General features: G+C 70.8%; 23 protein-coding genes and 1 tRNA gene. 21 read left to right on the plus strand and 3 right to left on the minus strand.

The window, feature by feature from the left end:
* Nucleotides 1–560: 560 nt before the first annotated feature.
* The 4 genes from OG943_RS37305 (at nt 561) to OG943_RS37320 (ending at nt 3,203) form a co-directional block, all read left to right on the plus strand.
* Nucleotides 561–1,049, plus strand: coding sequence for a hypothetical protein (locus OG943_RS37305; RefSeq protein WP_328605616.1), 489 nt, complete (start codon nt 561–563; stop codon nt 1,047–1,049).
* A gap of 130 nt (nt 1,050–1,179) precedes the next feature.
* Nucleotides 1,180–1,800 (plus strand): hypothetical protein, encoded by a 621-nt coding sequence (locus tag OG943_RS37310; RefSeq protein ID WP_328605617.1) that lies wholly within the window; start codon nt 1,180–1,182, stop codon nt 1,798–1,800.
* A gap of 349 nt (nt 1,801–2,149) precedes the next feature.
* Complete coding sequence (locus OG943_RS37315) at nt 2,150–2,692, plus strand: DUF2716 domain-containing protein (protein WP_177231562.1); 543 nt, start codon at nt 2,150–2,152, stop codon at nt 2,690–2,692.
* 109 nt (nt 2,693–2,801) lie between these two features.
* Nucleotides 2,802–3,203, plus strand: a complete 402-nt coding sequence (locus OG943_RS37320) for an immunity 7 family protein (RefSeq protein ID WP_328605618.1) — start codon at nt 2,802–2,804, stop codon at nt 3,201–3,203.
* Nucleotides 3,204–3,274: 71 nt separating this feature from the next.
* Here OG943_RS37320 and OG943_RS37325 read toward each other — a convergent pair whose 3' ends face one another.
* From OG943_RS37325 to OG943_RS37335, 3 genes are all read right to left on the minus strand, one after another.
* Nucleotides 3,275–4,744: a phosphocholine-specific phospholipase C gene (locus tag OG943_RS37325; RefSeq protein WP_328605619.1), complete on the minus strand. Its 1,470-nt coding sequence runs from the start codon at nt 4,742–4,744 to the stop codon at nt 3,275–3,277.
* A gap of 133 nt (nt 4,745–4,877) precedes the next feature.
* Nucleotides 4,878–5,465 (minus strand): lytic polysaccharide monooxygenase auxiliary activity family 9 protein, encoded by a 588-nt coding sequence (locus OG943_RS37330; RefSeq protein WP_328605620.1) that lies wholly within the window; start codon nt 5,463–5,465, stop codon nt 4,878–4,880.
* Nucleotides 5,466–5,846: 381 nt separating this feature from the next.
* A tRNA-Gly gene (locus tag OG943_RS37335) sits at nt 5,847–5,919 on the minus strand.
* Between the two features lie 210 nt (nt 5,920–6,129).
* Here OG943_RS37335 and OG943_RS37340 point away from each other — a divergent pair.
* The 17 genes from OG943_RS37340 (at nt 6,130) to OG943_RS37420 (ending at nt 21,948) form a co-directional block, all read left to right on the plus strand.
* Entirely contained in the window at nt 6,130–7,746 is a 1,617-nt protein-coding gene (locus OG943_RS37340) for a sigma-70 family RNA polymerase sigma factor (RefSeq protein WP_328605621.1), read from the plus strand.
* 109 nt (nt 7,747–7,855) lie between these two features.
* Nucleotides 7,856–8,296, plus strand: coding sequence for a DUF983 domain-containing protein (locus OG943_RS37345; RefSeq protein WP_328605622.1), 441 nt, complete (start codon nt 7,856–7,858; stop codon nt 8,294–8,296).
* A 39-nt stretch (nt 8,297–8,335) separates the two neighbouring features.
* Nucleotides 8,336–9,196, plus strand: coding sequence for a DNA-formamidopyrimidine glycosylase family protein (locus OG943_RS37350; RefSeq protein WP_328605623.1), 861 nt, complete (start codon nt 8,336–8,338; stop codon nt 9,194–9,196).
* Between the two features lie 58 nt (nt 9,197–9,254).
* Nucleotides 9,255–9,797, plus strand: coding sequence for a DUF2199 domain-containing protein (locus tag OG943_RS37355; RefSeq protein ID WP_328605624.1), 543 nt, complete (start codon nt 9,255–9,257; stop codon nt 9,795–9,797).
* Nucleotides 9,798–9,905: 108 nt separating this feature from the next.
* Nucleotides 9,906–11,210 (plus strand): sensor histidine kinase, encoded by a 1,305-nt coding sequence (locus OG943_RS37360; protein WP_328605625.1) that lies wholly within the window; start codon nt 9,906–9,908, stop codon nt 11,208–11,210.
* 72 nt (nt 11,211–11,282) lie between these two features.
* On the plus strand, nt 11,283–12,128 hold the full coding sequence (locus OG943_RS37365) for a S49 family peptidase (protein ID WP_328605626.1): 846 nt from the start codon (nt 11,283–11,285) through the stop codon (nt 12,126–12,128).
* A gap of 126 nt (nt 12,129–12,254) precedes the next feature.
* Nucleotides 12,255–13,445 carry a lipid-transfer protein gene (locus tag OG943_RS37370; protein WP_328605627.1) on the plus strand — a complete coding sequence of 397 codons (1,191 nt, stop codon included), beginning with the start codon at nt 12,255–12,257 and terminating at the stop codon, nt 13,443–13,445.
* Nucleotides 13,442–13,843 (plus strand): MaoC family dehydratase N-terminal domain-containing protein, encoded by a 402-nt coding sequence (locus tag OG943_RS37375; protein ID WP_328605628.1) that lies wholly within the window; start codon nt 13,442–13,444, stop codon nt 13,841–13,843. Before OG943_RS37370 ends, OG943_RS37375 begins: the two co-directional genes overlap by 4 nt.
* Nucleotides 13,840–14,229, plus strand: coding sequence for a MaoC/PaaZ C-terminal domain-containing protein (locus tag OG943_RS37380; RefSeq protein WP_328605629.1), 390 nt, complete (start codon nt 13,840–13,842; stop codon nt 14,227–14,229). Before OG943_RS37375 ends, OG943_RS37380 begins: the two co-directional genes overlap by 4 nt.
* The gene (locus OG943_RS37385) at nt 14,229–15,053 is read left to right on the plus strand and encodes an SDR family NAD(P)-dependent oxidoreductase (RefSeq protein WP_328605630.1); all 825 of its coding nucleotides are present in this window, start codon (nt 14,229–14,231) and stop codon (nt 15,051–15,053) included. Before OG943_RS37380 ends, OG943_RS37385 begins: the two co-directional genes overlap by 1 nt.
* Nucleotides 15,054–15,070: 17 nt before the next feature.
* A complete protein-coding gene (locus tag OG943_RS37390; RefSeq protein WP_328605631.1) occupies nt 15,071–16,615 on the plus strand; it encodes a long-chain-fatty-acid--CoA ligase in 1,545 nt (514 codons plus the stop codon).
* Nucleotides 16,616–16,686: 71 nt separating this feature from the next.
* Nucleotides 16,687–17,847, plus strand: coding sequence for a TetR/AcrR family transcriptional regulator (locus tag OG943_RS37395; RefSeq protein WP_328605632.1), 1,161 nt, complete (start codon nt 16,687–16,689; stop codon nt 17,845–17,847).
* 106 nt (nt 17,848–17,953) lie between these two features.
* Nucleotides 17,954–18,787 (plus strand): LytR/AlgR family response regulator transcription factor, encoded by an 834-nt coding sequence (locus OG943_RS37400; RefSeq protein ID WP_328605633.1) that lies wholly within the window; start codon nt 17,954–17,956, stop codon nt 18,785–18,787.
* A 6-nt stretch (nt 18,788–18,793) separates the two neighbouring features.
* Nucleotides 18,794–19,303 (plus strand): hypothetical protein, encoded by a 510-nt coding sequence (locus OG943_RS37405; protein WP_328612251.1) that lies wholly within the window; start codon nt 18,794–18,796, stop codon nt 19,301–19,303.
* A 67-nt stretch (nt 19,304–19,370) separates the two neighbouring features.
* Nucleotides 19,371–21,158, plus strand: coding sequence for a sodium/solute symporter (locus OG943_RS37410; protein ID WP_328605634.1), 1,788 nt, complete (start codon nt 19,371–19,373; stop codon nt 21,156–21,158).
* Between the two features lie 64 nt (nt 21,159–21,222).
* A complete protein-coding gene (locus OG943_RS37415; RefSeq protein ID WP_328605635.1) occupies nt 21,223–21,549 on the plus strand; it encodes a DUF485 domain-containing protein in 327 nt (108 codons plus the stop codon).
* Nucleotides 21,550–21,597: 48 nt separating this feature from the next.
* Nucleotides 21,598–21,948, plus strand: a complete 351-nt coding sequence (locus OG943_RS37420) for a rhodanese-like domain-containing protein (protein ID WP_328605636.1) — start codon at nt 21,598–21,600, stop codon at nt 21,946–21,948.
* Nucleotides 21,949–22,028: the final 80 nt, after the last annotated feature.

Below are 22,028 nucleotides of genomic sequence, written 5' to 3' on the forward strand. Positions count from 1 at the left end.
CTCGGCCCAGCGGGCCGTCTCGGCGGGGACAGTCGCGGCCGAGCCCTGCCCAGCAGGACCACTCTGCCCAGCAGGACCACTCTGCCCAGCAGGACCACTCTGCCCAGCAGGACCACTCTGCCCGGCTGGACCACTCTGCCCGGCTGGACCAGCGGAACCGTTCGCAGCACTCGGGCCACTCGTCCACCGGACCGGCGCCTCGCCCTTCCACCGGCCCGCGGCCGGCCCGGCGATGGGCCACACGCCGGCGTTGCCGGGGCCTGTGGGCCGCAGCGGGGAGGCGACCGGGGAGGCCGCGCCGCCGCCGGAGGCCTCCGCCAGCAGCTCTTCCCGCTTGCGACGGTGTTCGGCATGGCCGATCCGGCCGGCGGACAGATCGGCGTCCAGTCGGCGGAGCTCTTCCTGCCAGCTCATCAAGCAACCCCCTGCCACCGGTTCGGGCGATAGTGTTTCATGTCGCTGGGCCTGCGGAGGTTCCGGTTTGATCGACTTCCCGGGCGAGATCATTACGCGCGGATCGCGCCACGTCCAGGGTGGGGTCCGCTCCGTAGGATCGGTGTATGTCGTCCGCCCGCGGTGAGCTCGCCGCTCTGGCCGTTGACCGGCTCGCCGGCCGGGCCGTGAAGTCCGGTGACCTGGTCGACGCCGGGCACCGCGCGCTGGTCGAGGGCGTGGACTCGCCGTCGCTGCCGGAGCTGGCCCGGCTCGGCCACGACGACGACGGCGCGCCGGACGTGTTCGCCCGCGTCGTCCACGAGCTGGGCATCGAGCTGCCGGCCGACGCGACAGCGGCGCGCTGGCAGCTGCTCGGCGAAGGCCTCGGCGCGATGGTGCGCGGCGAGGCGACACCGTCGAAGACCAGCCGTCCCTTCGCGGAGTTCGACCGCCTGTTGGGCCATCCGGGTGTACTTCGTGAACTCGTCCGCTGGTTCGCGATGCTCGACTCCTGGATCGCCACCGACGTCACGCCGGTCAGCTTCTGTGAGCAGCAGATCCTCGAACAGGCCCGGCTCGTGCTCGCGGGACCGTGGCCGCCCGTCACCCGTTGAGACGCAAAAACTGTCGTACGTATGTTCTAAAATGGGCAGTGTCCAGGGGAGATGCGCCCGAGCCACGGGCGTCATCGAGGAGTACCGAGGAGTTCGGAGTCCGACGAGCTCGGACCGGAAGGCGGCTGCCATGCCTGTTGCAGGATCGGCCTACATCACCCTGCCCACGTTCGTCGGGTACAGCGCGAGTTCGGGTCCCTCGCGCTCGTCGTTCGTGCGTCGCCAGCGGAAGTTGTACGAGGACCCGGCGCGGGCCGCGTTCAACTACTACCGGCGGGCGGCGAACGCGGTCCGCGCCGGCCGCGCCGCGAGGCAGGACGAGGTGGCGATGCGCTCGCTCGTCCACAACGCCGACGACCGCACGCGCCCGCACTACACCGCCATCGCCGAGGGCTGGCTGCGTTACCTCGGCCGCCGCGACCCGAAGCTGATCGAGGTCGGGCGGGCGCGGATCCCGCTCGGCGAGCTGGAGGTGGGCGTCAGCCCGCAGCTCGGCCTGCGCAAGAGCAACGGCCACCGGTACGCCACCTGGCTGTACTTCAAGGAGGAGCCGCTGAGCCGGGACGCTGCGCAGCTCGCGCTGTGGCTGCTGGCCCAGGGCATGCCGGACATCCTGCCGGGCGGCGAGCCGCTGGTCGTGGACGTCCGCCGGGCCAAGGAGTTCACGCTCACGGCGCGCGACCGCGAGCGGCTGCGGCCGTGGGCGCGCAGCGAGGCGTCGGCGTTCATGACGCTGTGGGAGGCGGCCTGAGGTTGATCGACAACGACAGTCGGTTCGTGCCGCCGACCGGCCGCGCCCATGCGGGACACCCGCGCCCGGGGGTGCGCCAGGAGGCCGTGTGAGCTGATCTTCGCCCGGGGCGTGCGGGGGTTTTCCCGTGCGCCCCGGGTGCCCGCCGGGGCCGTCACGGAGCGCGACCACGTACCGTCACTGTTCGAACGCGCCGTGGCGAAGATCGGCTGCACACGGCCACTGCGAAAGAACGCACCCGGTCGGGTGACGGATTCGCGGTGGGCCCGGCTGGACTGGACATTCGGGGCGTCGGACACGAAGCTTTCCCGCAGTCTTCATCCCGGCCGATAACCCCGAGGTCGCACAAGTGAACGCAGCAGCCTGGGAGCCGCTCTCGCGAGTGGCCGACGAGCCCGCCTGGTACTGGGTCTACAACAAGCTCGGCTTCTGGCCGAGCACCTTCGCACACGACTGGCCCGGCTTCCGCGAGCCCGCGCCGTCCCGGACCTGGGACCTTTCGGCGGGCGACTACGACCGCGGGTCGGCGGAGTTCCGGCTCGGCCCGTACACGGTCGACGAGCCGGAGATCGCCAGGATCGTGCTGGCGGCGCTGAAGGACTCCGTCGGGCCGGACGACTGGCTGTGGGTCCTGCACTGGCAGCACCAGTCGTTCAAGTTCTGGCCGCACCGCATGGCAGAGGGCGCCGCCTGGCCGGTCCCGGTCTTCCCGCGCGGCGACTACCACCTGTTCCTCGCCGAGGACTTCAGTTACGGCACCCTCGGCCACCCGTGGGAACGCACCCTCTGCGCGTTTGGCGAAAAGCTCCTCCCCGCCGTCGAACGCCATGGCGAGGGCGTGTTGACCAACGTCCTGCGCCGTGACGGCTCGCCCAGCGCGCTGGCCCGCTGACGACCCGGCCGACGGCGCGAAGATCAAGTGCGCCGGCCCGGCGAGGCCACCGGCCGGGCGCGGTGCACCGGAGCATTGGCGCAGCTAGCGGCGCTGCTACCTTCTGCGGGTGTTCGAATACCACGGCTGGGTGACCATCGCCGCCACCACAAGCGGCGACGACGACGCGGCGCTGCTCGAACGTCTCATCGAGCGGGTCCACCGGGCCATCCGCGACAGCGACGCACTCGACCTCGTCGACCTGCGCTGGAGCGCCGGCCTGCCGATGCTCCACCTCGGCGGCTTCGACAAGCACGGTGGCGGCATCGCCCCCGAACTGCTCAAGACCTTCTCCCGCGTCGGCGAACTCGCGCCGGGCTCCTACGGCCTCCTCCACGTCTGGGACGACCAGGATCCCGACCACGACAACGAGTTCCGCGTCTACCGCATGGCCCGCGGCCAGGTCACCGAGCACCCCGACACGCACCTGACCCCGGTCGCGCCCACGGTCCTGGACGTCTACGAACTCTGACCTGAACGCCGTCAAGGACTCCTTACCCGCGTACAACGCAGGTAAGGAGTCCTTGACGGAATCGGCTGGAGCTAGTGGTGCTTCGGCGTCTGCGGCCGGTGGCCGGGCTCCTGGCGCGGCGGCTTCTGGCCCGTGCCGGGGAAGGTCGGGGCCGGCAGGTTCGCCGCCTCGTAGCGGGAAAGCGTGAGCGGGCCGCTCGTGTCCGGCAGCGTCGGCGGCTGGGCCTTGTGGTCGTCGAAGCGGAAGGCCGACGTGAGGTCGCCGAAGGTGTGGCGGCGCCAGTCCGAGATGTTGGGCTCGGCCACGCCCGTCACCTTCTCCAGGAACTGCAGGGTCGACGTGTGGTCGAACGTCTCGCTGCACACCCAGCCGCCTGCGGTCCACGGCGAGATGACGATCGCCGGGACGCGGTAGCCCCCGCCGACGGAGAGGCCGTTGCCCTTCGTGCCGCCCGGCGAGGTCTTGGTGACGAACTCGTGCGGCGTGCCCGGCGCCGGGACCGGCGGGATGACGTGGTCGAACAGGCCGTCGTTCTCGTCGTAGTTGAGGATGAACGCCGTCTTCGCCCAGACATCCGGGTTGGACGCGATCGCGTCGATCTTCGACGCCACGAACGCCGCGCCCTCGGCGGGTGTGTAGTCCGGGTGCTCCGACGCCGTCGAGGTGCAGATGATCCACGACACCGTCGGCAGCTTGTCGTTGCGCGCGTCGTATTCGAACTGGCCCTCGGGACGGTGGGTGAGGCCGTTGACCGCGAGCGGCGAGTCCGCCGGGGCGTTCTTGAAGTTCGCGAAGTTCTCCAGCATGTTGCAGCCGTAGGTGTCGCTCTGCTCGTACACCTTCCAGCTCACGCCGGCCGCCTGCAGCCGCTCCGCGTAGGTGGTCCAGGTGTAGCCGCCGGCCGGGGCGTTGTTGTCCAGGATCGGGCCGCCGTGCTCGCCGTCCGGGTCGACCGTGCCGGTCATCCACATCATCCGGTTCGGCCAGGTCGGGCCGAGCACCGAGCAGTGGTAGGCGTCGCAGATCGTGAACGCCTCCGCCAGCGCGAACTGGAACGGCAGGTCGGCGCGGGTGTGGTAGCCCATCACGTACGGGCCGTTCTTGCCGTCGGCCTTGCGGTGCGCCGGCAGCCAGCTGTCCATCTTGCCGCCGTTGAGCGCGTCGTGCTGCACCTGCCAGGCGTGCGAGGTGGACGGGATCTTCTGCGCGCTGGTGGCGTGGGTGTCGAGGTGGAACGGCAGCGCGTAGCCGGCCGGGTTCTGGCTGTCCGGCTGGTAGAAGACGGGCTTGCCGTTCGGCAGCTTGGCGGCGTGCGGGTCGTTGAACCCGCGGACGCCGGACAGCGTCCCGAAGTAGTGGTCGAACGACCGGTTCTCCTGCATCAGCAGCACGACGTGCTCGATGTCCTTGAGCGATCCGTGCTTGGGGGCGCCCTGGGCCAGTGCTTTCTGGACGCTGGGCGGGAGCAGCGTGGCCGCGGCGGCTGTGGCGGCGGCCCCGGCGGCAGAGCCGAGAAGACGGCGGCGAGTCAGTTCGGTCATGGCTGTCACCCTCGTTGCGCTCCGGTCATTCGGAAAGGGCTGTCGGGGGGAACGAACAGGGAACACACGGTGAAAACCTCGGCCGAACCGGCCGATCCCGGAGGAACCGGCCGGTCCGGTGCGGGCGGCTCGGTCAGAACGTGACGTCCGCGCACTGGTAGAAGGCGTTACCGGTGTCCGCGATGTCCCAGACCCCGACGATCATGTGCCGCCCCGACTTGCCCGAAGGCAGCGTTCCGGTGTGCGCCACGCTCGTCGGCGGCTGCTTCCCGTTGTAGGGCACGCTGAGGAACGGGGTGAGGTCGAGCTGCGCCCGGGTCAGCGGCGCGGTCGGGTCCCAGCCGTCCTTCGTGACGAAGTAGCGGAAGGACGTCGTGGCGTGGGCGGCGGTGAGCGTCCACTTGAAGGTGTAAGTGCCGCCGCTGGTCAGCTGGACGGTCGGCCAGGTGCCGCCGCGCATGTCGTCGAGCTGCGCGAATCTGTCGATGCCGGCGGAGCAGATCTGGCCGTCCGCGGGCCCGGCGTCGGGGAAGCCCTTGGGCCCCTCCGTGCTCTGCGGCTCGTACTGGATGTCGCCGCAGTCGCTGACGACGTCGATCGAACAGTTGTACGCGCGGCTCGGTGGCGCCGTCGTATAGCCGTGCCCCCACGCGACACCGGTCCACACCAGCGGAAGGGCGAGGGCGCCGACCATGGCCACCAGAACCTTCTTCGTACGCATGTGACTCCTCTCACAGAGTGTGTCACAGAGTGTGAACCCATCCAGCAATGGTTCAGACCACTAAACGCCGCAACCCGAGACGCAATCCGCTACCCCCACCCGGCCCCATCCACTACCCCAACCGCCACCCCAGCGGGACAACTCACCCAAACCGGCTCAACACTTCGCGCGCTGCAGGAAAGAGGAGGGCGAGGGCGAGGATGACAACACCCACCCACGCTGGTTCGGACACCGCTCGCACCGTGGGGGCCGGGGCTACGACACTCACCCGTGCTGGTTCGGCACCGTCCGCACCGTGGGGGTCCGGGGGCTCGGCCCCCGGGAGATATGGCGAAGGGGACCATGTTCGCGCTTTTTGCGAACATGGTCCCCTCTACCCCGAGCGGATGACGGGATTCGAACCCGCGACCCTCACCTTGGCAAGGTGATGCGCTACCAGCTGCGCTACATCCGCGTGCACCGCTGCTTGCTCAGTGCGTGAGAACACTCTATACGGCGGGTCTTCTGCCACTTTCAGGGGGCCCGGCCTGCGGATCGGTGTGACTCGACCCGGTGCTTCGGTGTCACATCGGGCGTACAAGGGGTGACGACGGGCTTTTCCCTCCGTATGGTGTCCCCATTCGACCGAACGGTGATTCCTTCGGGGGAGGAGGTGCCTTGCCGGATGACCGAGCTGGGCACGGCGCCGCCACCAGCGGCCTCGGAATCCGACGAGCAGGCACTGTTGCAGCGGCTCCGCAGCGGCGAGGACGCCGCGTTCGGGGAGTTGTTCGAGCTGCACGCGGCCGCGGTACGCAGACTCGCGCAGAGTCTCGCCTCCGACCGGTCCGAGGCCGAAGACATCACGGCCGAGACTTTCTTCCGGGTGCTGCAGGCGTTGCGCCGTGGCGCGGGTCCGCGCGACTACGTGCGGGCGTACCTGCTGACCGTCGCCCGGCGGGTGTCGTGGGAGTGGCATGGTGCGCGCCGCGACGTCCCGGTCACTGACGACGAGCTGACTTTCCGCGCCGGCGCTGGTGCGGACACGCACGCGCGCACCGCGGAGCACAGCCTGATCACCACGGCGTTCACCAGCTTGCCCGAGCGGTGGCGGACGGTGCTGTGGCAGACCGAGGTCGAGGGCGAGCAGCCCGCCATGGTCGCCCCGCACTTCGGCCTGAGCGCGAACGCGACGGCGGCGCTGGCCCGCCGCGCCCGGCAGGGGCTGCGTGCCGCGTACCTGCAGGCGCACCTTTCCGTGAACCAGGGGCCGGATTCGTGCCGCGCCGTCGTGGAGAAGCTGGGCGGGTTCACCGCCGGCAGTGTCACCGGCGCCGAGGCCGAGCGGATCAAGGCCCACCTGCTGGGCTGTCCTTCCTGCCGTTCGACGCAGGACGAGCTGCGTGACGTCTGTTCTTCGCTGCGCGCGCACGCCGGGGTGCTGGTGCTCGCCCTGCCCGCGCTGGCCGGCGGGCTCGGCGGCGCGACCGGGCTGGCCGCGACCGTGAAGAGCGTGTTGTTCGGTTCCAAGGTGAAGGTCGGCCTCGCGCTGGTCTCGGCGGCTGCCGCCGGGGTAGTCGGGGTGACCGCGGGGCCGGTGGTCTTCGGCACGCACCCGATGCAGAACGTCGGGCTGGGCGGTGGCGCGCCGGAGCTGGCGCTGCAGCCGCCCGCGTCGCGCGTCCAGCCGCCGCCGCAGGTCCAGCAGGGTCCGCGCATCGTCACCGGCGAGCTGCAGGGCACGGCCCGGCCGCAGCACCAGCATCTGGCCGGCTACCACGGCGAGACCGGGGCCGAGCTGGGCGCCAACGCCGTGCCGAACGCGCCAGCCGGGATCGGGTCGTCGGTTCCCGGCCAGTCATCGTCCGACGGCTCGCCGCGTGACGACTTGCCCGGCGGCACGCACTCGACCGTGAACTCGACGATGAGCACCGAGAGCTCGACCGACCCGCGCGTGGACACCCAGACGGATCAGCCCAGCTCGAGCGACACGGGCTGCGACGGCGAGCCGACGCTCCACAGCACGTGGGCGCCGCCGCCGGCGGACTACCTGCCGCCGAGCTACGAGCCGCCGTCGGTGACGACCACGCCGACGCCTACGGGCACCTCGACGTCAGCGGAGGACTCGACGCCGGCGAAGTCCACGCAGTCCTCGGATTCCTCGTCGGATTCGTCGGATTCTTCGGGCACCGAGAAGAAGTCGACGTGGCACTCGGAGGCCGTGAGTTCCCAGACCTCGGGAAGCACTACCTCGGAAGATGTCACCGGTTCGGCCGATTCCGATTCGTCCGCAACTCCCTGAGCAGCGGAAACCGGGCAAACCTCTCGCCACGCTACGTGACCACCTCGCGCCGCGGGGCCCCGTCACGGTAGCGTTGCCTTAGTTCGAGCGTCGCCCGGGAGGCAACAGGATGAACCGGCTGGTGCGCGGCGAGGACGGCCGCGACTGGGTGGTCCGTGCCCAGATGGAATGGCGTGCGCCGGTCACGGCGGACGATTTCGAACACGATGTCGCGGGGACTTACGGCCCGGGGATCGCGATGATCGTGGTGACCGCGTTCCTCGCGGTGGTGCTCGTGGTGTGGACGCCGGAACAGGTCCGGGTCCCCGCGTGGGTGTTCCTGGCCCTGGTGCTGATCCTGCTGTTCTTCCCGCTGCGCTGGATCCTGCGGCGGCCGTGGACGGTGGTCGCCGAGACCGAGGGCGACGTCACCGGTGACCGGCCGTCGGAGCGCTGGGTCGGCACGATCCGGGGCATGTTCACGGTGACCGGCGAGGTCAAGCGGATCTCGAAGACGATCCAGAAGCACTCGCTGCCGGACTTCGAAGGACCGCTGCACCCGGTCGAATAGCACCTGGCTCGAACGGCCGCCGCGGGAGAGACTGGTGGCATGCCCGAGTTGCCCGAGGTCGAAGCACTGGCTCATCACCTGCGCGAGAACGCCGTGGGCGCCACCGTGTTCCGGCTCGACGTCGCCTCGCTCAGCGTCCTGAAGACGGCGATGCCGCCGTACACCGACCTGCACGGCCGTGAGATCACCGGCGCGACGCGGCACGGCAAGCACCTCGACGTGGTCCTCGGCGACCTGCACCTGGTCGTCCACCTGGCGCGCGCGGGCTGGCTGCGCTGGTCGGACCAGCTGGCGCCGGCGCCGTTGAAGCCGGGCAAGGGGCCGATCTCGCTGCGGGTGCACCTGGAGTCCGCGACCGGCCCGGGGTTCGACCTCACCGAGGCCGGCACGAAAAAGGGCCTCGCCGTGTGGGTGGTGAAGGACCCGGGCGAGGTGGCGAGCGTCGCGCGCCTCGGCCCGGACGCGCTGGCGCTCGACGCGTCCCAGCTGCGTGAGCTGTTCGCGGGCAAGGGCACGCGGCTGAAGTGGGCGCTCACCGACCAGTCGCTCATCGCGGGCATCGGCAACGCCTACTCCGACGAGATCATGCACAAGGCCAAGCTCTCCCCGTACGCCACGGTCGGCAAGCTCGACGAGGGCACGCTGGAGACGCTGGCCGCCGCCATCCACGACATCGAGAGCGACGCCGTCGAACGCTCGGTGGGCCAGAAGGCGGCCCGGCTCAAGGGCGAGAAGCGCTCGGGCCTGCGGGTGCACGCCCGCACCGGCCTGCCCTGCCCGGTCTGCGGCGACACCATCCGCGAGATCTCCTTCGCCGACAAGTCCTTCCAGTACTGCGCGACCTGCCAGACGGGCGGGAAGCCGCTCGCGGACCGCCGGATGTCGCGGCTGCTGAAGTAACACCGGGCCGGCCGCCGCCGAATCCCCGCACGAGATCACCGGCCGCGAGGGACCCGTCATGCCCGAAACGATCACCTGCCACTGCTGCGGTCAGACCCTGCCCGCCGACAACCTGGCCTGGAACTTCGCCTGGCCCGACCCGATCGCGGAGCTGTCGGAGGCCGGGCGGAAGCGCACGCTGAAGTTCAGCTCCGACGCGTTCCTCTTCAGCCAGGACCACGGCGCGGCCGTCCGCGTCATCCTGCCGATCGGCCTGGAGGACGGCCGCACGTCGACCCTCGGCGTCTGGCTCGGCCTCGCCCCCGAAGACGGCCAGCGCGTGAACGACGCCGCGCGCGCCGGCGGCGACGCCTGGGTCGGCTTCACGTTCGGCGGCCACCTGCTCAACGAGGTGCGGCCGTGGGACACCTACTTCGCGGAGCTCACCGTCGTCGCGTTCGAGAACTGGGGCGTTCCGCGCGTCACGGAGAGCACCAGCCCGGTCGTGCGGCGCCTGCTCGCCGAGCCGCAGCCCGTGGAGCCGTTCCTGCGTGAACGCATCCACGACTCGGCGCCGAGGCCGAAGCGGCCGTGGTGGAAACGAGCTGGTCACCGCCAGTGACCGTGCGCTACCCGGCCGGGGATCGGTAGGGTTTGCCCACCCTCGGTCGTCAGATCCGGACAGAAAGTGGGGGAGCAGGCCTTGCACCCGGTCGGTCGAGCGCAGAGCATGGACGTCGTGTCCGCCTTCCCGTACGCGCAGGTCGTCCCGTGGGTCTTCGTCGGCCTGCTGACGGCCGCGGTCCTCGTGCTGCTCTTCCGCGTGCGCCGGCCCAAGGGCGTGATCCAGGACGCTGTGCTGCAGGCCGTGCACCGGATGTCGAAAGCGACGCCGAACCTGCGCGCCGGGCTCGACGAAGAGGCCGCGAACCGGATGACGGCGGAGCTGCTCGAGGTGCTCGACTGCCTCGCCGTCGGCATCACCGACAGTGAGGGCACGTTGCTCTCCTGGGCGGGCGAGGCCACCGAGCACTACTTCGACCTCGTCGAGGACATCGGCACCGCGCTGCGCAAGCACCGCCGCGCCGTCGCCGACCACAACCGGATGCCGTGCAACCACCGCGGCACCTGCAAGATGAAAACCGCCGCGATCGTGCCGATACTGGTCGAAGGCGAGGCCGAGGCGACGCTGATCGTCGTCGGGCGCACGCGGGGCAAGCTCGTGCAGATGGCCGAGGCCGTCGGGCAGTTCGTCTGCACGCAGTTCGAGCTGGCGCGGCTCGAAGAGTCCCGGAACCAGTTGCAGCAGGCCGAGATCAAGGCCCTGCGCGCGCAGATCTCGCCGCACTTCGTCTACAACGCGCTGAACACGATCTCCGCGCTGATCCGCACCGACCCGGAAGAAGCCCGGGAGCTGCTGCAGGACTTCGCGGACTTCACGCGCTATTCGTTCCGCACCTCCGGCATGTACACCACGCTGGCCGAGGAGCTGCGCAACATCGACCGCTACCTGACCATCGAGAACGCCCGCTTCGGCGGCCGGCTCGAGGTCCGGATGAAGATCGCGCCCGAGGTGCTGAGCGTGGTCGTGCCGTTCCTGATCATCCAGCCGCTGGTGGAGAACGCCGTGAAGCACGGGCTCGCCAGCAAGCCGAGCGGCGGCTGCGTCACCGTGATCGCGCACGACCACGGCATGGAGGCGCTGATCAGCGTCGAGGACGACGGCATCGGCATGGACCCGCGCCAGCTCACCGACCTGAAGAACGCGCACCGCACCGGCGCCCACGTCGGCCTCGGCAACATCAACCAGCGCATGCGCCAGGTCTTCGGCGAGGACTACGCGCTCACCGTCGACACCGCGCCCGGCGCGGGCATGAAGGTGACGCTGCGGGTGCCGAAGTTCAAGCTCGGCGTCCGCCCGAACATGCCGGACTACTCGGCCGACGTGCCGCAGCAGGGCGGCGCCGACGAGGACGACTCCGTCGAGCACAACGGTGTGAACGGATCGCGCTCGGGCATGCTGCCCGCCCTCTGACCCAGCCCGCTCGTGAGTGTTGAGGACGGTTCTAACCGTCCTCAACACTCACGAGGTGGCTAGCCTGGCGGGATGAGCGTTACCGACAAGCTGACCTCCCGCCTGCCCGTGCTCGGTGACCGGGGTGAGCGCAAGGACGTGGTCGCCGTGGTGAAGCTGCACGGTGTGATCACGCCTTCGCCCTCGCCGCTGGCGCGTGGCTCGATCAACCTCGCCACCGTCGAGACGGCGCTGACCAGGGCGTTCGGCTACGACCGGCTCAAGGCCGTGGCGCTGCTGATCAACTCGCCGGGTGGCGCGCCGACGCAGTCCGGGCTGGTCGCGGAGCGGATCCGCCAGCTCGCGGACGAGAAGAACGTGCCCGTGCTCGCCTTCGCCGAGGACGTCGCGGCGTCCGGCGGCTACTGGCTGGCCTGCGCGGCCGACGAGATTTTCGCGCACCGCACGTCGATGGTCGGCTCCATCGGCGTGATCAGCGGCGGGTTCGGCTTCACCGGCCTGCTCGAGCGCTTCGGCATCGAGCGGCGGCTGCACACGGCGGGCGCGAACAAGTCGCGGCTCGACCCGTTCAGCCCGGAGAAGCCCGAGGACGTCGAGTGGCTGAAGAAGATGCACGGCCAGCTCCACGACCTGTTCGTCGACTGGGTCAAGGAGCGCCGCGGCGACCGGCTGGACGCCGCCGAGGACCTGTTCACCGGTGACGTCTGGCTCGGGCAGAAGGCGCTGGACCTCGGCCTGATCGACGGGCTCGGCTCGCTGCGCCAGATCATCGGCGAGCGGTACCCGGACGCCGAGATCTCCGTGGCGGAGCCGAAGAAGCCGCTGCTCGCGCGGCTCGGCATCGGCGCGCCCGCGGCGGCGACCGCGCTGCTGGACGCCGTGACCACCAAGGCCGCCTGGTCCCGGTTCGGCCTCTGAGGCGACTGCCACTCCGGTTCCCCCGGCCTCCCGTTCCCCGGTTTGCGCGAGGCCGGGGAGCCGTTGGCCCTTGCCTGCTTAAGTGAATTGGCGCTAGCTTATGTGAATCAACGCTAGGGAGGCGCCGTGAACCAGCAGGCACGCGTCGTCGGGGCCGGGATGGTCCCGTTCACCACGCCGCGCCACAGCGAGCCGTACGACGTGCTGGGGGAGCGGGCCGTCCGCGCCGCCCTCGACGACGCCGGCCTGGAGTACGAGCAGCTGCAGCAGGCGTACACCGGTTACGTCTACGGGGATTCGACGTCCGGGCAGGCCGCGCTCTACCGCGTCGGCCAGACCGGGCTGCCCGTGGTGAACGTGAACAACAACTGCTCGACCGGCTCGACCGCGCTGTGGCTCGCGCGCCAGGCGATCGAGTCCGGCGCCGCGGATTGCGTGCTGGCGCTGGGTTTCGAGCAGATGCAGCGCGGCGCGCTCACGGCCCAGTACACCGACCGCCCGACGCTTTTCGACCGGTTCGACGCGCTCGCCGCCCGCGTCCGCCCGCTGGAGCCGGACGCGCCGAAGGCCGCGCAGTACTTCGGCGCCGCGGGCGCGGAGTACGCCGAGCGGTACGGCACCGCGCCCGAGACGTTCGCGAAGATCACCGTGAAGTCCCGCGCGCACGCCGCCGCGAACCCGTACGCCGTGTTCCGCGAGCCGCTGACCATCGAGGAAGTGCTGGCGTCGCCGCACATCGCCGGGCCGCTGACCCGCCTGCAGTGCTGCCCGCCGACCTGCGGGGCCGCCGCCGTGGTCCTGACCAGCGCGGACTTCGCGCGCCGGAACGGGCTCGACGCGTCGGTCGCCGTCCGCGCGCAGGCGATGGCCACCGACCTGCCGTCGACGAACGCCGCGGAGAGCATGTTCGCGATCGTCGGCTACGAGATGACCAAGGCGGCCGCGGCGCAGGTGTACGAGGACGCCGGCGTCGACCCGGGCGACGTGCGGGTGGTGGAGCTGCACGACTGCTTCACCGCCAACGAGCTGCTGTCGTACGAGGCGCTCGGCCTCACTCCCGAGGGCACGGCCGAGAAGTTCGTGCTGGCCGGCGACAACACTTACGGCGGTCGTGTGGTGACGAACCCGTCCGGCGGCCTGCTGTCGAAGGGCCACCCGCTCGGCGCGACCGGCCTGGCGCAGGCTGTCGAGCTGGTCTGGCAGCTGCGCGGGCAGGCCGGCGATCGCCAGGTGGACGGCGTGAATCTCGCGCTGCAGCACAACATCGGCCTCGGCGGCGCGGCCGTCGTCACGCTGTACGAAAAGGCCGGCCGGTGATCGACGCCGCGGCCGTGGGCCGCGAGCTGCCGCCGGTCACCGTCACGGTCGACGCCGGGCGGCTGCGGTTCTTCGCTGAGGCGACCGGCGGCGAGGCGACAGAGACCGTGCCGCCGACGTTCCTTTTCGGTCTCGAACTGGAGCGGCCCGACCCGTTCGACTGGCTCGCCGACCTCGGCGTCGACCTGCGCAACGTGCTGCACGGCGAGCAGAAGTTCGTCTACCACTCGCCGGCCCGCGCGGGCGACACCCTCGTGCTGAGCCCGCGGATCACCGATATCTACGCCAAAAAGGGCGGCGCGCTGCAGTTCGTCGTCAAGGAGACGGCCGTGACGCGCGCGGACGGCGGCGCCGTCGCGGACCTCACCAGCGTGATCGTGGTGCGGGAGGCGCGGTGAACGTCGGCACGCAGCTTCCACCGCTCAAAGCCTCGCCCATCTCCCGGACCACACTCGCGCTGTTCGCGGGCGCCTCCGGGGACCACAACCCGATCCACCTCGACCTCGACGTCGCGCGCTCCGCCGGCCTCGAAGACGTCTTCGCCCACGGCATGCTCTCCATGGCCTACCTCGGGCGGCTGCTCACGGACTGGGTGCCGCAGGAGCGGATCCGGTCGTTCGCCGTGCGGTTCGCCGCGATCACGCCGGTGCACGGCGAGCCCGTGTGCACCGGCGTCGTCACGGCGGTGCGCGACGGCGAGGCCACGGTCGAGCTGACCGTCCGGCTCGCGGACGGCACCACCACGTTGACCGGCGAAGCGGTCATCGCGACGGAAGGGCACTGATGGGCAAGCTGGACGGGAAGGTCGCGCTGGTCTCCGGCTCGGGCCGCGGCATCGGCCGGGAGATCGCGCTCAAGCTGGCCGGCGACGGCGCGGCCGTGGTGGTGAACGACCTCGACGACGGCCCGGCGAAGGAAACCGTTGCCGCCATTGAGGAATCCGGCGGCCGCGCGCTCGCCTGCACCGGCAGCGTCACCGAGACGGGCTTCGCCGAGCGCTTCGTGCAGACGGCCGTCGACGGCTTCGGCGGCCTCGACGTGATCGTCAACAACGCCGGCTACACCTGGGATTCGGTGGTCCAGAAGATGACCGACGAGCAGTGGGACGCGATCCTCGACGTGCACCTCAAGGCGCCGTTCCGCATCCTGCGCGCGGCCCAGCCGGTGATCTCGGCGGCGGTGAAGCGCGCGAAGTCCGACGGCGGGCCCGTGCCGTGCCGCAAGGTCGTGAACATCTCCTCGATCGCCGGGCTCGACGGCAACGCCGGCCAGGCGAACTACGCGGCCGCCAAGGCGGGCGTCACGGGGCTGACGAAAACGCTGGCCAAGGAGTGGGGCCGCTACAACGTCACCGTCAACACTGTCGCGTTCGGACTGATCCGCACGCGGCTCACCGAGACCAGCGCAGACACCGGCGGCACGATCGACGTCCAGGGCCGGGAGATCCGCGTCGGCGTGAACCCGGACCTGCTGGCTCAGCTGGAGCAGTCCGTCCCGCTCGGCCGCGCGGGCACGCCCGCCGAGGCGGCCGGCGCGGTCTACCTGTTGTGCCAACCCGAATCCGACTACGTCAGCGGCCAGACGCTCGTCTGTGCCGGAGGGTTCTGAACCGCAAAGGAGCGGCCATGTACCTCACGCAGACGTTGCACCAGGCCCTGCAGCAGCGCCCGGACCAGCCGATGACGGTGTTCGGCGACCGCGTGCGCACGGTCGCCGAGGTGGCGGACCGCGTGGCCCGGCTGGCCGGCGCGCTGCGCGGGCTGGGCATCGATTCCGGCGACCGCGTCGCCATCCTCTCCCTCAACTCGGACCGCTACCACGAGTACCTGCTGGCCACGCCGTGGGCGGACGCGGTGCTGAACCCGGTCAACGTCCGGTGGAGCGCCGCGGAGATCGCGTACGCGCTGGAGGAGTCCGAGACGCGGATCCTGCTCGTGGACGACACCTTCGTCCCGATGGTCCCGCAGCTGCGGGAGAAGTTCCCCGGACTGTCCACAGTGGTCCATCTCGGCGACGGCGCCGCGCCCGGCGGGATGCTCTCCTACGAGGAGCTGATCGCCGCCGCCGAGCCCATCGAGGACGCCCGGCGCGGCGGCGACGAGCTGCTCGGCCTCTACTACACCGGCGGCACCACGGGCACCCCCAAGGGCGTGATGCTCAGCCACCGCAACCTGTTCACGTCCGCGATCGGCAGCCTCGCCACCGGCACGTTCCACACGCCGGGCGGACGGTTGCTGCACTCCGCGCCGATGTTCCACCTGGCCGACGGCGCGTCGTGGGCCTCGGGCCAGCTGGTCGGCGCGACGCAGGTGATGGTCCCGTCGTTCACGCCGATCGGCGTGCTCGAAGCCATCAGCCGCGAGCAGATCACCGACGCGCTGCTGGTGCCCACCATGATCCAGCTGCTCGTGGACCACCCCGACGCGCCGAAGTACGACCTGTCTTCGATGAAACACGTGGTCTACGGCGCGTCGCCGATCTCCGAGGCGGTGCTGGAACGCGCGCGCAAGACGTTCCCGGACGCGGAGTTCACCCAGGCGTACGGGATGACGGAGCTTTCGCCCGTCGCCACGCTGCTGCTGCCAGCCGACCACGAGAACCCGTCGCTGCGCCGTTCCGCCGGACGGGCCGCGCCGCACTCCGAAGTGCGGATCGTCGACCCGGACGACAACGAGGTGCCGCGCCACACCGTCGGCGAGGTGGTCAGCCGCGGCGACCACGTGATGCTCGGCTACTGGAACCGCCCCGAGGAGACGGCGACCGTGTTGCGCGGCGGCTGGATGCACACCGGCGACGGCGGCTACATGGACGAGAACGGCTACGTCTTCGTGGTCGACCGGATCAAGGACATGATCGTCTCCGGCGGCGAGAACGTGTACTCCGCCGAGGTGGAGAACGCGCTGGCCAAGCATCCGGCGGTGGCCGCGTGCGCGGTGATCGGCGTGCCCGACGACCGGTGGGGCGAGCGCGTGCACGCCGTGGTCGTGCTGCTGGACGGGCAGCGGGCCGACGACGCCGAGCTGCGTGACTTCTGCCGGGAGGCGATCGCCGGGTACAAGGTGCCGCGTAGTTTCGAGTTCGCCGAGGCGCTGCCCATGTCGGGCGCGGGCAAGATCCTCAAGCGGGAGCTGCGCCGGCAGCACTGGGGCGAGCGCAAGCAGGTGAACTGAGGACTCGTGAGTGTTTATGACGGTTCTAACCGTCATAAACACTCACGAGTCCGGAGCGCTGGAGGAGAACCATGGCCGTGCCGACCTCGCCCCCGAGGGGGACCAGGCCGCGCAACCGCCGCGCGCTGATCGTCGCGGCGGCCGGGGACCTGTTCGTGCGCGACGGCTATTCGCGGGTGGCGATGAGCGACATCGCCGAGGCCGTCGCGATCGGGCCGTCCGCGCTGTACCGGCACTTCCGGGGTAAGCAGGAGCTGCTCGGGGCCGTGGTGCTCGACGCGTTCACCACCATCCGCGAGGCGGTCGACGGCTCGGCCGACGTCTGCGGCACGCTCGCCGACACCGTCCTCGACCACCGCGGCCTCGGCGTGCTGTGGCAGCGCGAATGCCGGCACCTGGACCCGGACGAGCGGGAGAAGCTGGTCGCGCCGCTCGTCGGCCTGGCCTCCTGGCTCGCGGGCGTGCTGCGCGACCGGCGGCGCGAGCTGACGGCCGAGGAGTCGGGCCTGCTGGCGTGGACCGTGCTCGGCGCGTTGATGAGCGTCTCGTTCCAGCGCGTGGAGCTGCCGCGTGAGGAGTACGTGGGCCTGCTGCGGGAGGTGGTCACGGCCGTGGTCGACGTGGACCTGTCCGGAGCGCCGGCCGCGGTGGCTTCAGCGGCTGTGGTCTCGGCGAGCTCCGGCCCTGATTCGGACTCCCGCCGCGAGGTGCTGCTCGACGCCGCGATCCGGCTGTTCGCCGAGCGCGGGTTCGACGGCGTCGCGATCGAGGAGATCGGCGCGGCCGCGGGCATCGCCGGCCCGAGCATCTACCACCACTTCGCGAGCAAGCACGAGCTGCTGCTCACCGCGATGCTCGACGGCGCCGAGCAGCTCAACCTCGGGCTGGCGAAGGCGCTCGAACAGCCTTCGCCGGACGCCGCGCTACGGGAGCTGCTCGGCTCGTACGTCGGCTACTCCCTGACACACCACGCTGTCGTCGAGGTGCTCGTGGCGGAGGTGGCGCACGCGCCCGAGCGTCACCGGATGCGGCAGGCACAGCACGACTACATCGCCGCGTGGGTGCGGCTGCTGCGCGAAACCCGTCCTGACATGGGGCCGCAGGAGGCGCGCGTACGCGTGCAGGCCGTGCTGACGGTGGTCAACGACGTGAGCCGGACCCCGCACCTGCGCGCACTGCCCGGGATCGACGGGCGCCTGCGCACACTCGGGGTAACTCTGTTGGCCCTGTGAACCGTGCTGAGCGCGTGACCGTGCTTCGGGCAAAGGGGTCGTTCGCGGACCACTTCGGGGCAGATGCCCGGGGCGGGACTGGACATTGCACTCGGCAATGGGCAGGATGCGATTCACTGTGAGTGCTCACGACGACACCCGGAAGCTCATCGTCCTGGCGGTGGACGACGAGCCGAACGGCCTGGCCATGCTGACCGAACGTCTCGAGAACAACCCGTACGTCGCCCGGGTCTTCAAGGCGCTGGACGCCTCCGACGCGCTGCGCCTGTTCTCGCACGACGACCCGGAACTGGTGGCCCGGCGCGCCCAGGGCCGCCCGACCGTCGACGCTGTGTTCGCCGACATCGATATGCCCGGTCTGTCCGGGATGGAGATGTCGCGCGTGATCACGGCGATGACCCCGTCGCCGGTGCTGGTGTTCGTCACCGGCCACGCCGAGGAGGCCGTGAACGCGTTCGACCTCGGCGCCGTCGACTACGTGCTCAAGCCGTTCCAGCAGGACCGGCTCGACCGCGCGGTCGCCCGCGTGCGCGAGAAGCTGACCGTGGCCGCCGGCCCGCCGCCCGGGCAGGGGCCGGGCGAGCCGGTGAAGAACGACGACGAGGTGATCCCCGTCGAGCTCGCGGGCACCACGAAGCTGATCCCGCGCTCGTCGGTCCGCTGGGTGGAGGCGCAGGGCGACTACGCCCGGCTGTTCACCACCGAGGGCAGCCACCTGGTCCGCATCCCGCTCGCCCAGCTCGAGGAACGCTGGGAGAAAGCCGGGTTCGTCCGGATCCACCGGTCGTTCCTGGTCGCGCTGCCGCTGATCACGGAGCTGCGCATGGGGCAGGGCGGCTACCAGGTCGTGATCGGCAACGAGGAGAAGGTGCTGCCGGTCAGCCGGCGGCACACCCGCGCGCTGAAGGACCGGCTGGTCGGCTCCGGCCGGGGCGGCTAGCCCCCGATCGTGGCCCCGTCCGAAGACCCCTACCACCGGCTCGCGAACGGCGTCCGCAAACCGGACCCGACGCTGGGCCGGAAGCCGGACGACCGCGCCGTCGTCGAGTCGGTGCCGCCCGCGCCCGAGCCGTTGCGCCCGGCCGAGCCCGCCCACGAACGGCCGAAACGCCAGCGCGTGGTCCTCGCGGACTCCCGCGCCTCGTCCGGCCGGATGCAGGCGCGGATGGAGCTGGAGGAGCAGACCAGCTGGGGAAAGCTGCTGGTCCGCGACCTGGTGAAGGTGCAGCTGCGGACGTCGGTGCTGCTCGCGCTGTTCGTGGTCGCGGCGCTCGGCGCGCTGCCGGTGCTGTTCTACGCGCTGCCGTCGTTCTCGCGGTTCACGGTCATCGGCATCCCGATCCCGTGGCTGCTGCTGGGCGTCCTGCCGTTCCCGTTCCTCTTCGCCGTCGGCCTCTGGTACAACCGGTTGGCCGAACGGCACGAACGCGACTTCGTCGACATGATCGAAAACTGAGCGCAGGGACCGGAAAGCCCCGGTAGCGGGCATGACCGGACCACGCGCACGTGCGAGGATTCGAGCCGTGCAGCTGAACCCGTGGGCCTTGACCGGCGTAGTGCTGGTCGCTTTGGCGACCTACTACCTCGGGCACCGCTCCTCGCGTTCGGCCACCACCACCCACGACTTCCTCGTCGCCCGCCGCACGGTGCGCTCGCGCCGCAACGCCGCCGCCATCTCGGGCGAGTACCTGTCCGCGGCGTCGTTCCTCGGCGTCGCCGGGATCGTGCTCAAGGAGGGCGTCGACGCGACCTGGTACCCGATCGGCTTCACCGCCGGGTACCTCGCGCTGATGCTGTTCGTCGCCGCGCCGCTGCGCCGCTCGGGCGCGTACACGCTGCCGGACTTCGTCGAGGCGCGGCTGGGCTCGATCGGGCTGCGCCGGTTCTCGACGGCGTTCGTGGTGTTCATCGGGATCCTGTACATGGTCCCGCAGCTGCAGGGCGCCGGGCTGACGCTCGCCTCGATCCTGCCCGTGCCGATGTGGGCCGGCGCGGTCGTGGTGACGGTGCTGGTCGCGGTCAACGTGATGGCGGGCGGCATGCGCGCGATCACCGTCGTGCAGGCGTTCCAGTACTGGCTCAAGCTGTTCGCGATCTCGGTGCCGACGTTCGTGCTGTGCCTGGTCTTCTTCACCGGCGGCGGCCCCGCCGGCGTGCGCTCGCTGGGCGCGCCCGCGCCGCCGGTGTTCACCGCGGACACCAAGGTCTCGGTGCAGGCCGACGTCACCGTGAAGGTGACCACGGAGACGTACTTCCACGCCTACGGCCGCATCGACGACGGCCCGGCGGGCGGGGTGGCGCGCTGGTCGCCGCTGGTCCCGCACAAGGTCTCCGAGGGCACCACGCTGGAGTTCGCGGCGGGCACCCCGGTGCCGGTGATCAGCGACGCGGCCGCGTCGAACGACGCCTGGCTGCACCCGGCGTCCGGCAACCTCACCGACCTGCTGCAGACGTACTCGCTGATCTTCGCGCTGTTCCTCGGCACCATGGGCCTGCCGCACGTGCTGGTCCGCTTCTACACCAACCCGGACGGCAAGGCCGCGCGCCGCACCACCGTGCACGTGCTGCTGTTGCTGGGCCTGTTCTACCTCTTTCCGACGATGCTGGGCGCGCTGTCGCGGATGTACGTGCCGCAGCTGCTGGTCACCGGCAACGCCGACGCGGCGGTGCTGATGCTGCCCACGGCGCTGTTGCCCGGCGTGTCCGGGCAGATCCTCGCGGCGGTCGTGGCGGCGGGCGCGTTCGCGGCGTTCCTGTCCAGCTCCTCGGGGCTGCTGGTGAGCGTGTCCGGCGTGGTGTCGACGGACCTGCTTCCCGGGCGGGTCAAGGACTTCCGGGTCGGCACGGCGATCGTCGCGGTGTGCCCGCTGGCGCTGGTGTTCCTGCTGCGCACGGAGGACATCTCGCTGTCGATCGGGATGACGTTCGCGCTCGCCGCGTCGACGTTCAGCCCGCTGCTGCTGCTCGGCGTCTGGTGGCGCAAGCTCAGCTGGCCGGGCGCGCTCGCCGGGATGGTGGTCGGCGGCGGGCTGGTGCTGGCCGCGCTGGGCATCAACATCGCGAGCGAGTACACCGGCAACTGGGCGCCCTGGTACACGATCCAGCCGGCGCTGATCACCGTGCCGGCGGCGTTCCTGACAACGTACGTGGTGAGCCGGCTGACCCGGTACGGGCGGCCGGAGCTGGTCAACGACATCATGCTGCGGCTGCACGCGCCGGACCCGCTCGGCCTGATGCAGGACCGCGCCGTCGCCCGGTTCGGCCAGGCGGACGACAAGGCGAGGGCCGCGCGCGGGCGTCACCGCAAGTAGTGGTTTTCGTGATTCACCTGATGCGACCAGGCGGGGTAGGCCTTCCGGGGCGGAAAATCTCCTCATGCCGGATGAGGACACCGAGCCGGAGCCGGACTGGGAGCAGATCCAGGCCAGTCCGGAGTTCGCCCTGCTCCGCCGTCAGGTGCGCGCGTTCGTGTTCCCGATGGCGGCGCTGTTCCTCGGCTGGTACCTGCTGTATGTGCTGCTGGCGGCGTATGCGCACGGGTTCATGAGCATCCGGTTGTGGGGCCAGGTGACGGTCGGGCTGGTGATGGGGCTGCTGCAGTTCGTGTCGACGTTCCTGATCACCTGGCTGTACGTCCGCTACGCCGCTCGCCGCCTGGACCCGCTGGCCGGCCGCATCCGCGCCGACGCCGAGCTGCACTGATCCGGTTCCTCACACGCGCGCAACGCCTGGACATGGCAGCATGGAACCGTGGTGAGCCCTGCTGAACTGCCGACCGCCGAGGTCCGTGACCTGCCGAAGGACGTCGTGACCCTGCTGGACGTCCGCGAGGACGACGAATGGGCCGCCGGCCACGCCCCCGGCGCCAAACACATCCCGCTCGGCGAGCTCCCCACCCGAGTCGCCGAACTCGCCGAACTCCCCGACGACCAGCCCGTGTACGTCATCTGCCACACCGGCGTCCGCTCCGCCCGCGCGGCCGCCTGGCTGAACGCCACCGGCTGGGACGCGGTCAACGTCGCCGGCGGCATGGACTCCTGGGCCCGCGAAGGCCGCCCCATGACCACCGACCTCCCCGACACGACCCCCAAAGTCCTCTGACGTATGCACCCAGGCCAGCCCCCCCACCCCGACCACGCGCCCGCGCCGGACCCCGCCCGCCAGGACCCCCGGCCGGGTTC

Origin of the sequence: Amycolatopsis sp. NBC_00345 (assembly GCF_036116635.1) — a bacterium.
In the GTDB taxonomy this organism is placed as follows: domain Bacteria; phylum Actinomycetota; class Actinomycetes; order Mycobacteriales; family Pseudonocardiaceae; genus Amycolatopsis.

Excerpts from the sequence above, each read along its gene's own strand:
- OG943_RS37305 (WP_328605616.1), top strand. The coding sequence starts at position 561 with ATGTCGTCCGCCCGCGGTGAGCTCGCCGCTCTGGCCGTTGACCGGCTC.
- OG943_RS37310 (WP_328605617.1), top strand. The coding sequence starts at position 1,180 with ATGCCTGTTGCAGGATCGGCCTACATCACCCTGCCCACGTTCGTCGGG.
- OG943_RS37325 (WP_328605619.1), bottom strand. The coding sequence starts at position 4,744 with ATGACCGAACTGACTCGCCGCCGTCTTCTCGGCTCTGCCGCCGGGGCC.
- OG943_RS37330 (WP_328605620.1), bottom strand. The coding sequence starts at position 5,465 with ATGCGTACGAAGAAGGTTCTGGTGGCCATGGTCGGCGCCCTCGCCCTT.
- OG943_RS37340 (WP_328605621.1), top strand. The coding sequence starts at position 6,130 with ATGACCGAGCTGGGCACGGCGCCGCCACCAGCGGCCTCGGAATCCGAC.
- OG943_RS37345 (WP_328605622.1), top strand. The coding sequence starts at position 7,856 with ATGAACCGGCTGGTGCGCGGCGAGGACGGCCGCGACTGGGTGGTCCGT.
- OG943_RS37350 (WP_328605623.1), top strand. The coding sequence starts at position 8,336 with ATGCCCGAGTTGCCCGAGGTCGAAGCACTGGCTCATCACCTGCGCGAG.
- OG943_RS37355 (WP_328605624.1), top strand. The coding sequence starts at position 9,255 with ATGCCCGAAACGATCACCTGCCACTGCTGCGGTCAGACCCTGCCCGCC.
- OG943_RS37360 (WP_328605625.1), top strand. The coding sequence starts at position 9,906 with ATGGACGTCGTGTCCGCCTTCCCGTACGCGCAGGTCGTCCCGTGGGTC.
- OG943_RS37365 (WP_328605626.1), top strand. The coding sequence starts at position 11,283 with ATGAGCGTTACCGACAAGCTGACCTCCCGCCTGCCCGTGCTCGGTGAC.
- OG943_RS37385 (WP_328605630.1), top strand. The coding sequence starts at position 14,229 with ATGGGCAAGCTGGACGGGAAGGTCGCGCTGGTCTCCGGCTCGGGCCGC.
- OG943_RS37390 (WP_328605631.1), top strand. The coding sequence starts at position 15,071 with ATGTACCTCACGCAGACGTTGCACCAGGCCCTGCAGCAGCGCCCGGAC.
- OG943_RS37395 (WP_328605632.1), top strand. The coding sequence starts at position 16,687 with ATGGCCGTGCCGACCTCGCCCCCGAGGGGGACCAGGCCGCGCAACCGC.
- OG943_RS37400 (WP_328605633.1), top strand. The coding sequence starts at position 17,954 with ATGCGATTCACTGTGAGTGCTCACGACGACACCCGGAAGCTCATCGTC.
- OG943_RS37415 (WP_328605635.1), top strand. The coding sequence starts at position 21,223 with ATGCCGGATGAGGACACCGAGCCGGAGCCGGACTGGGAGCAGATCCAG.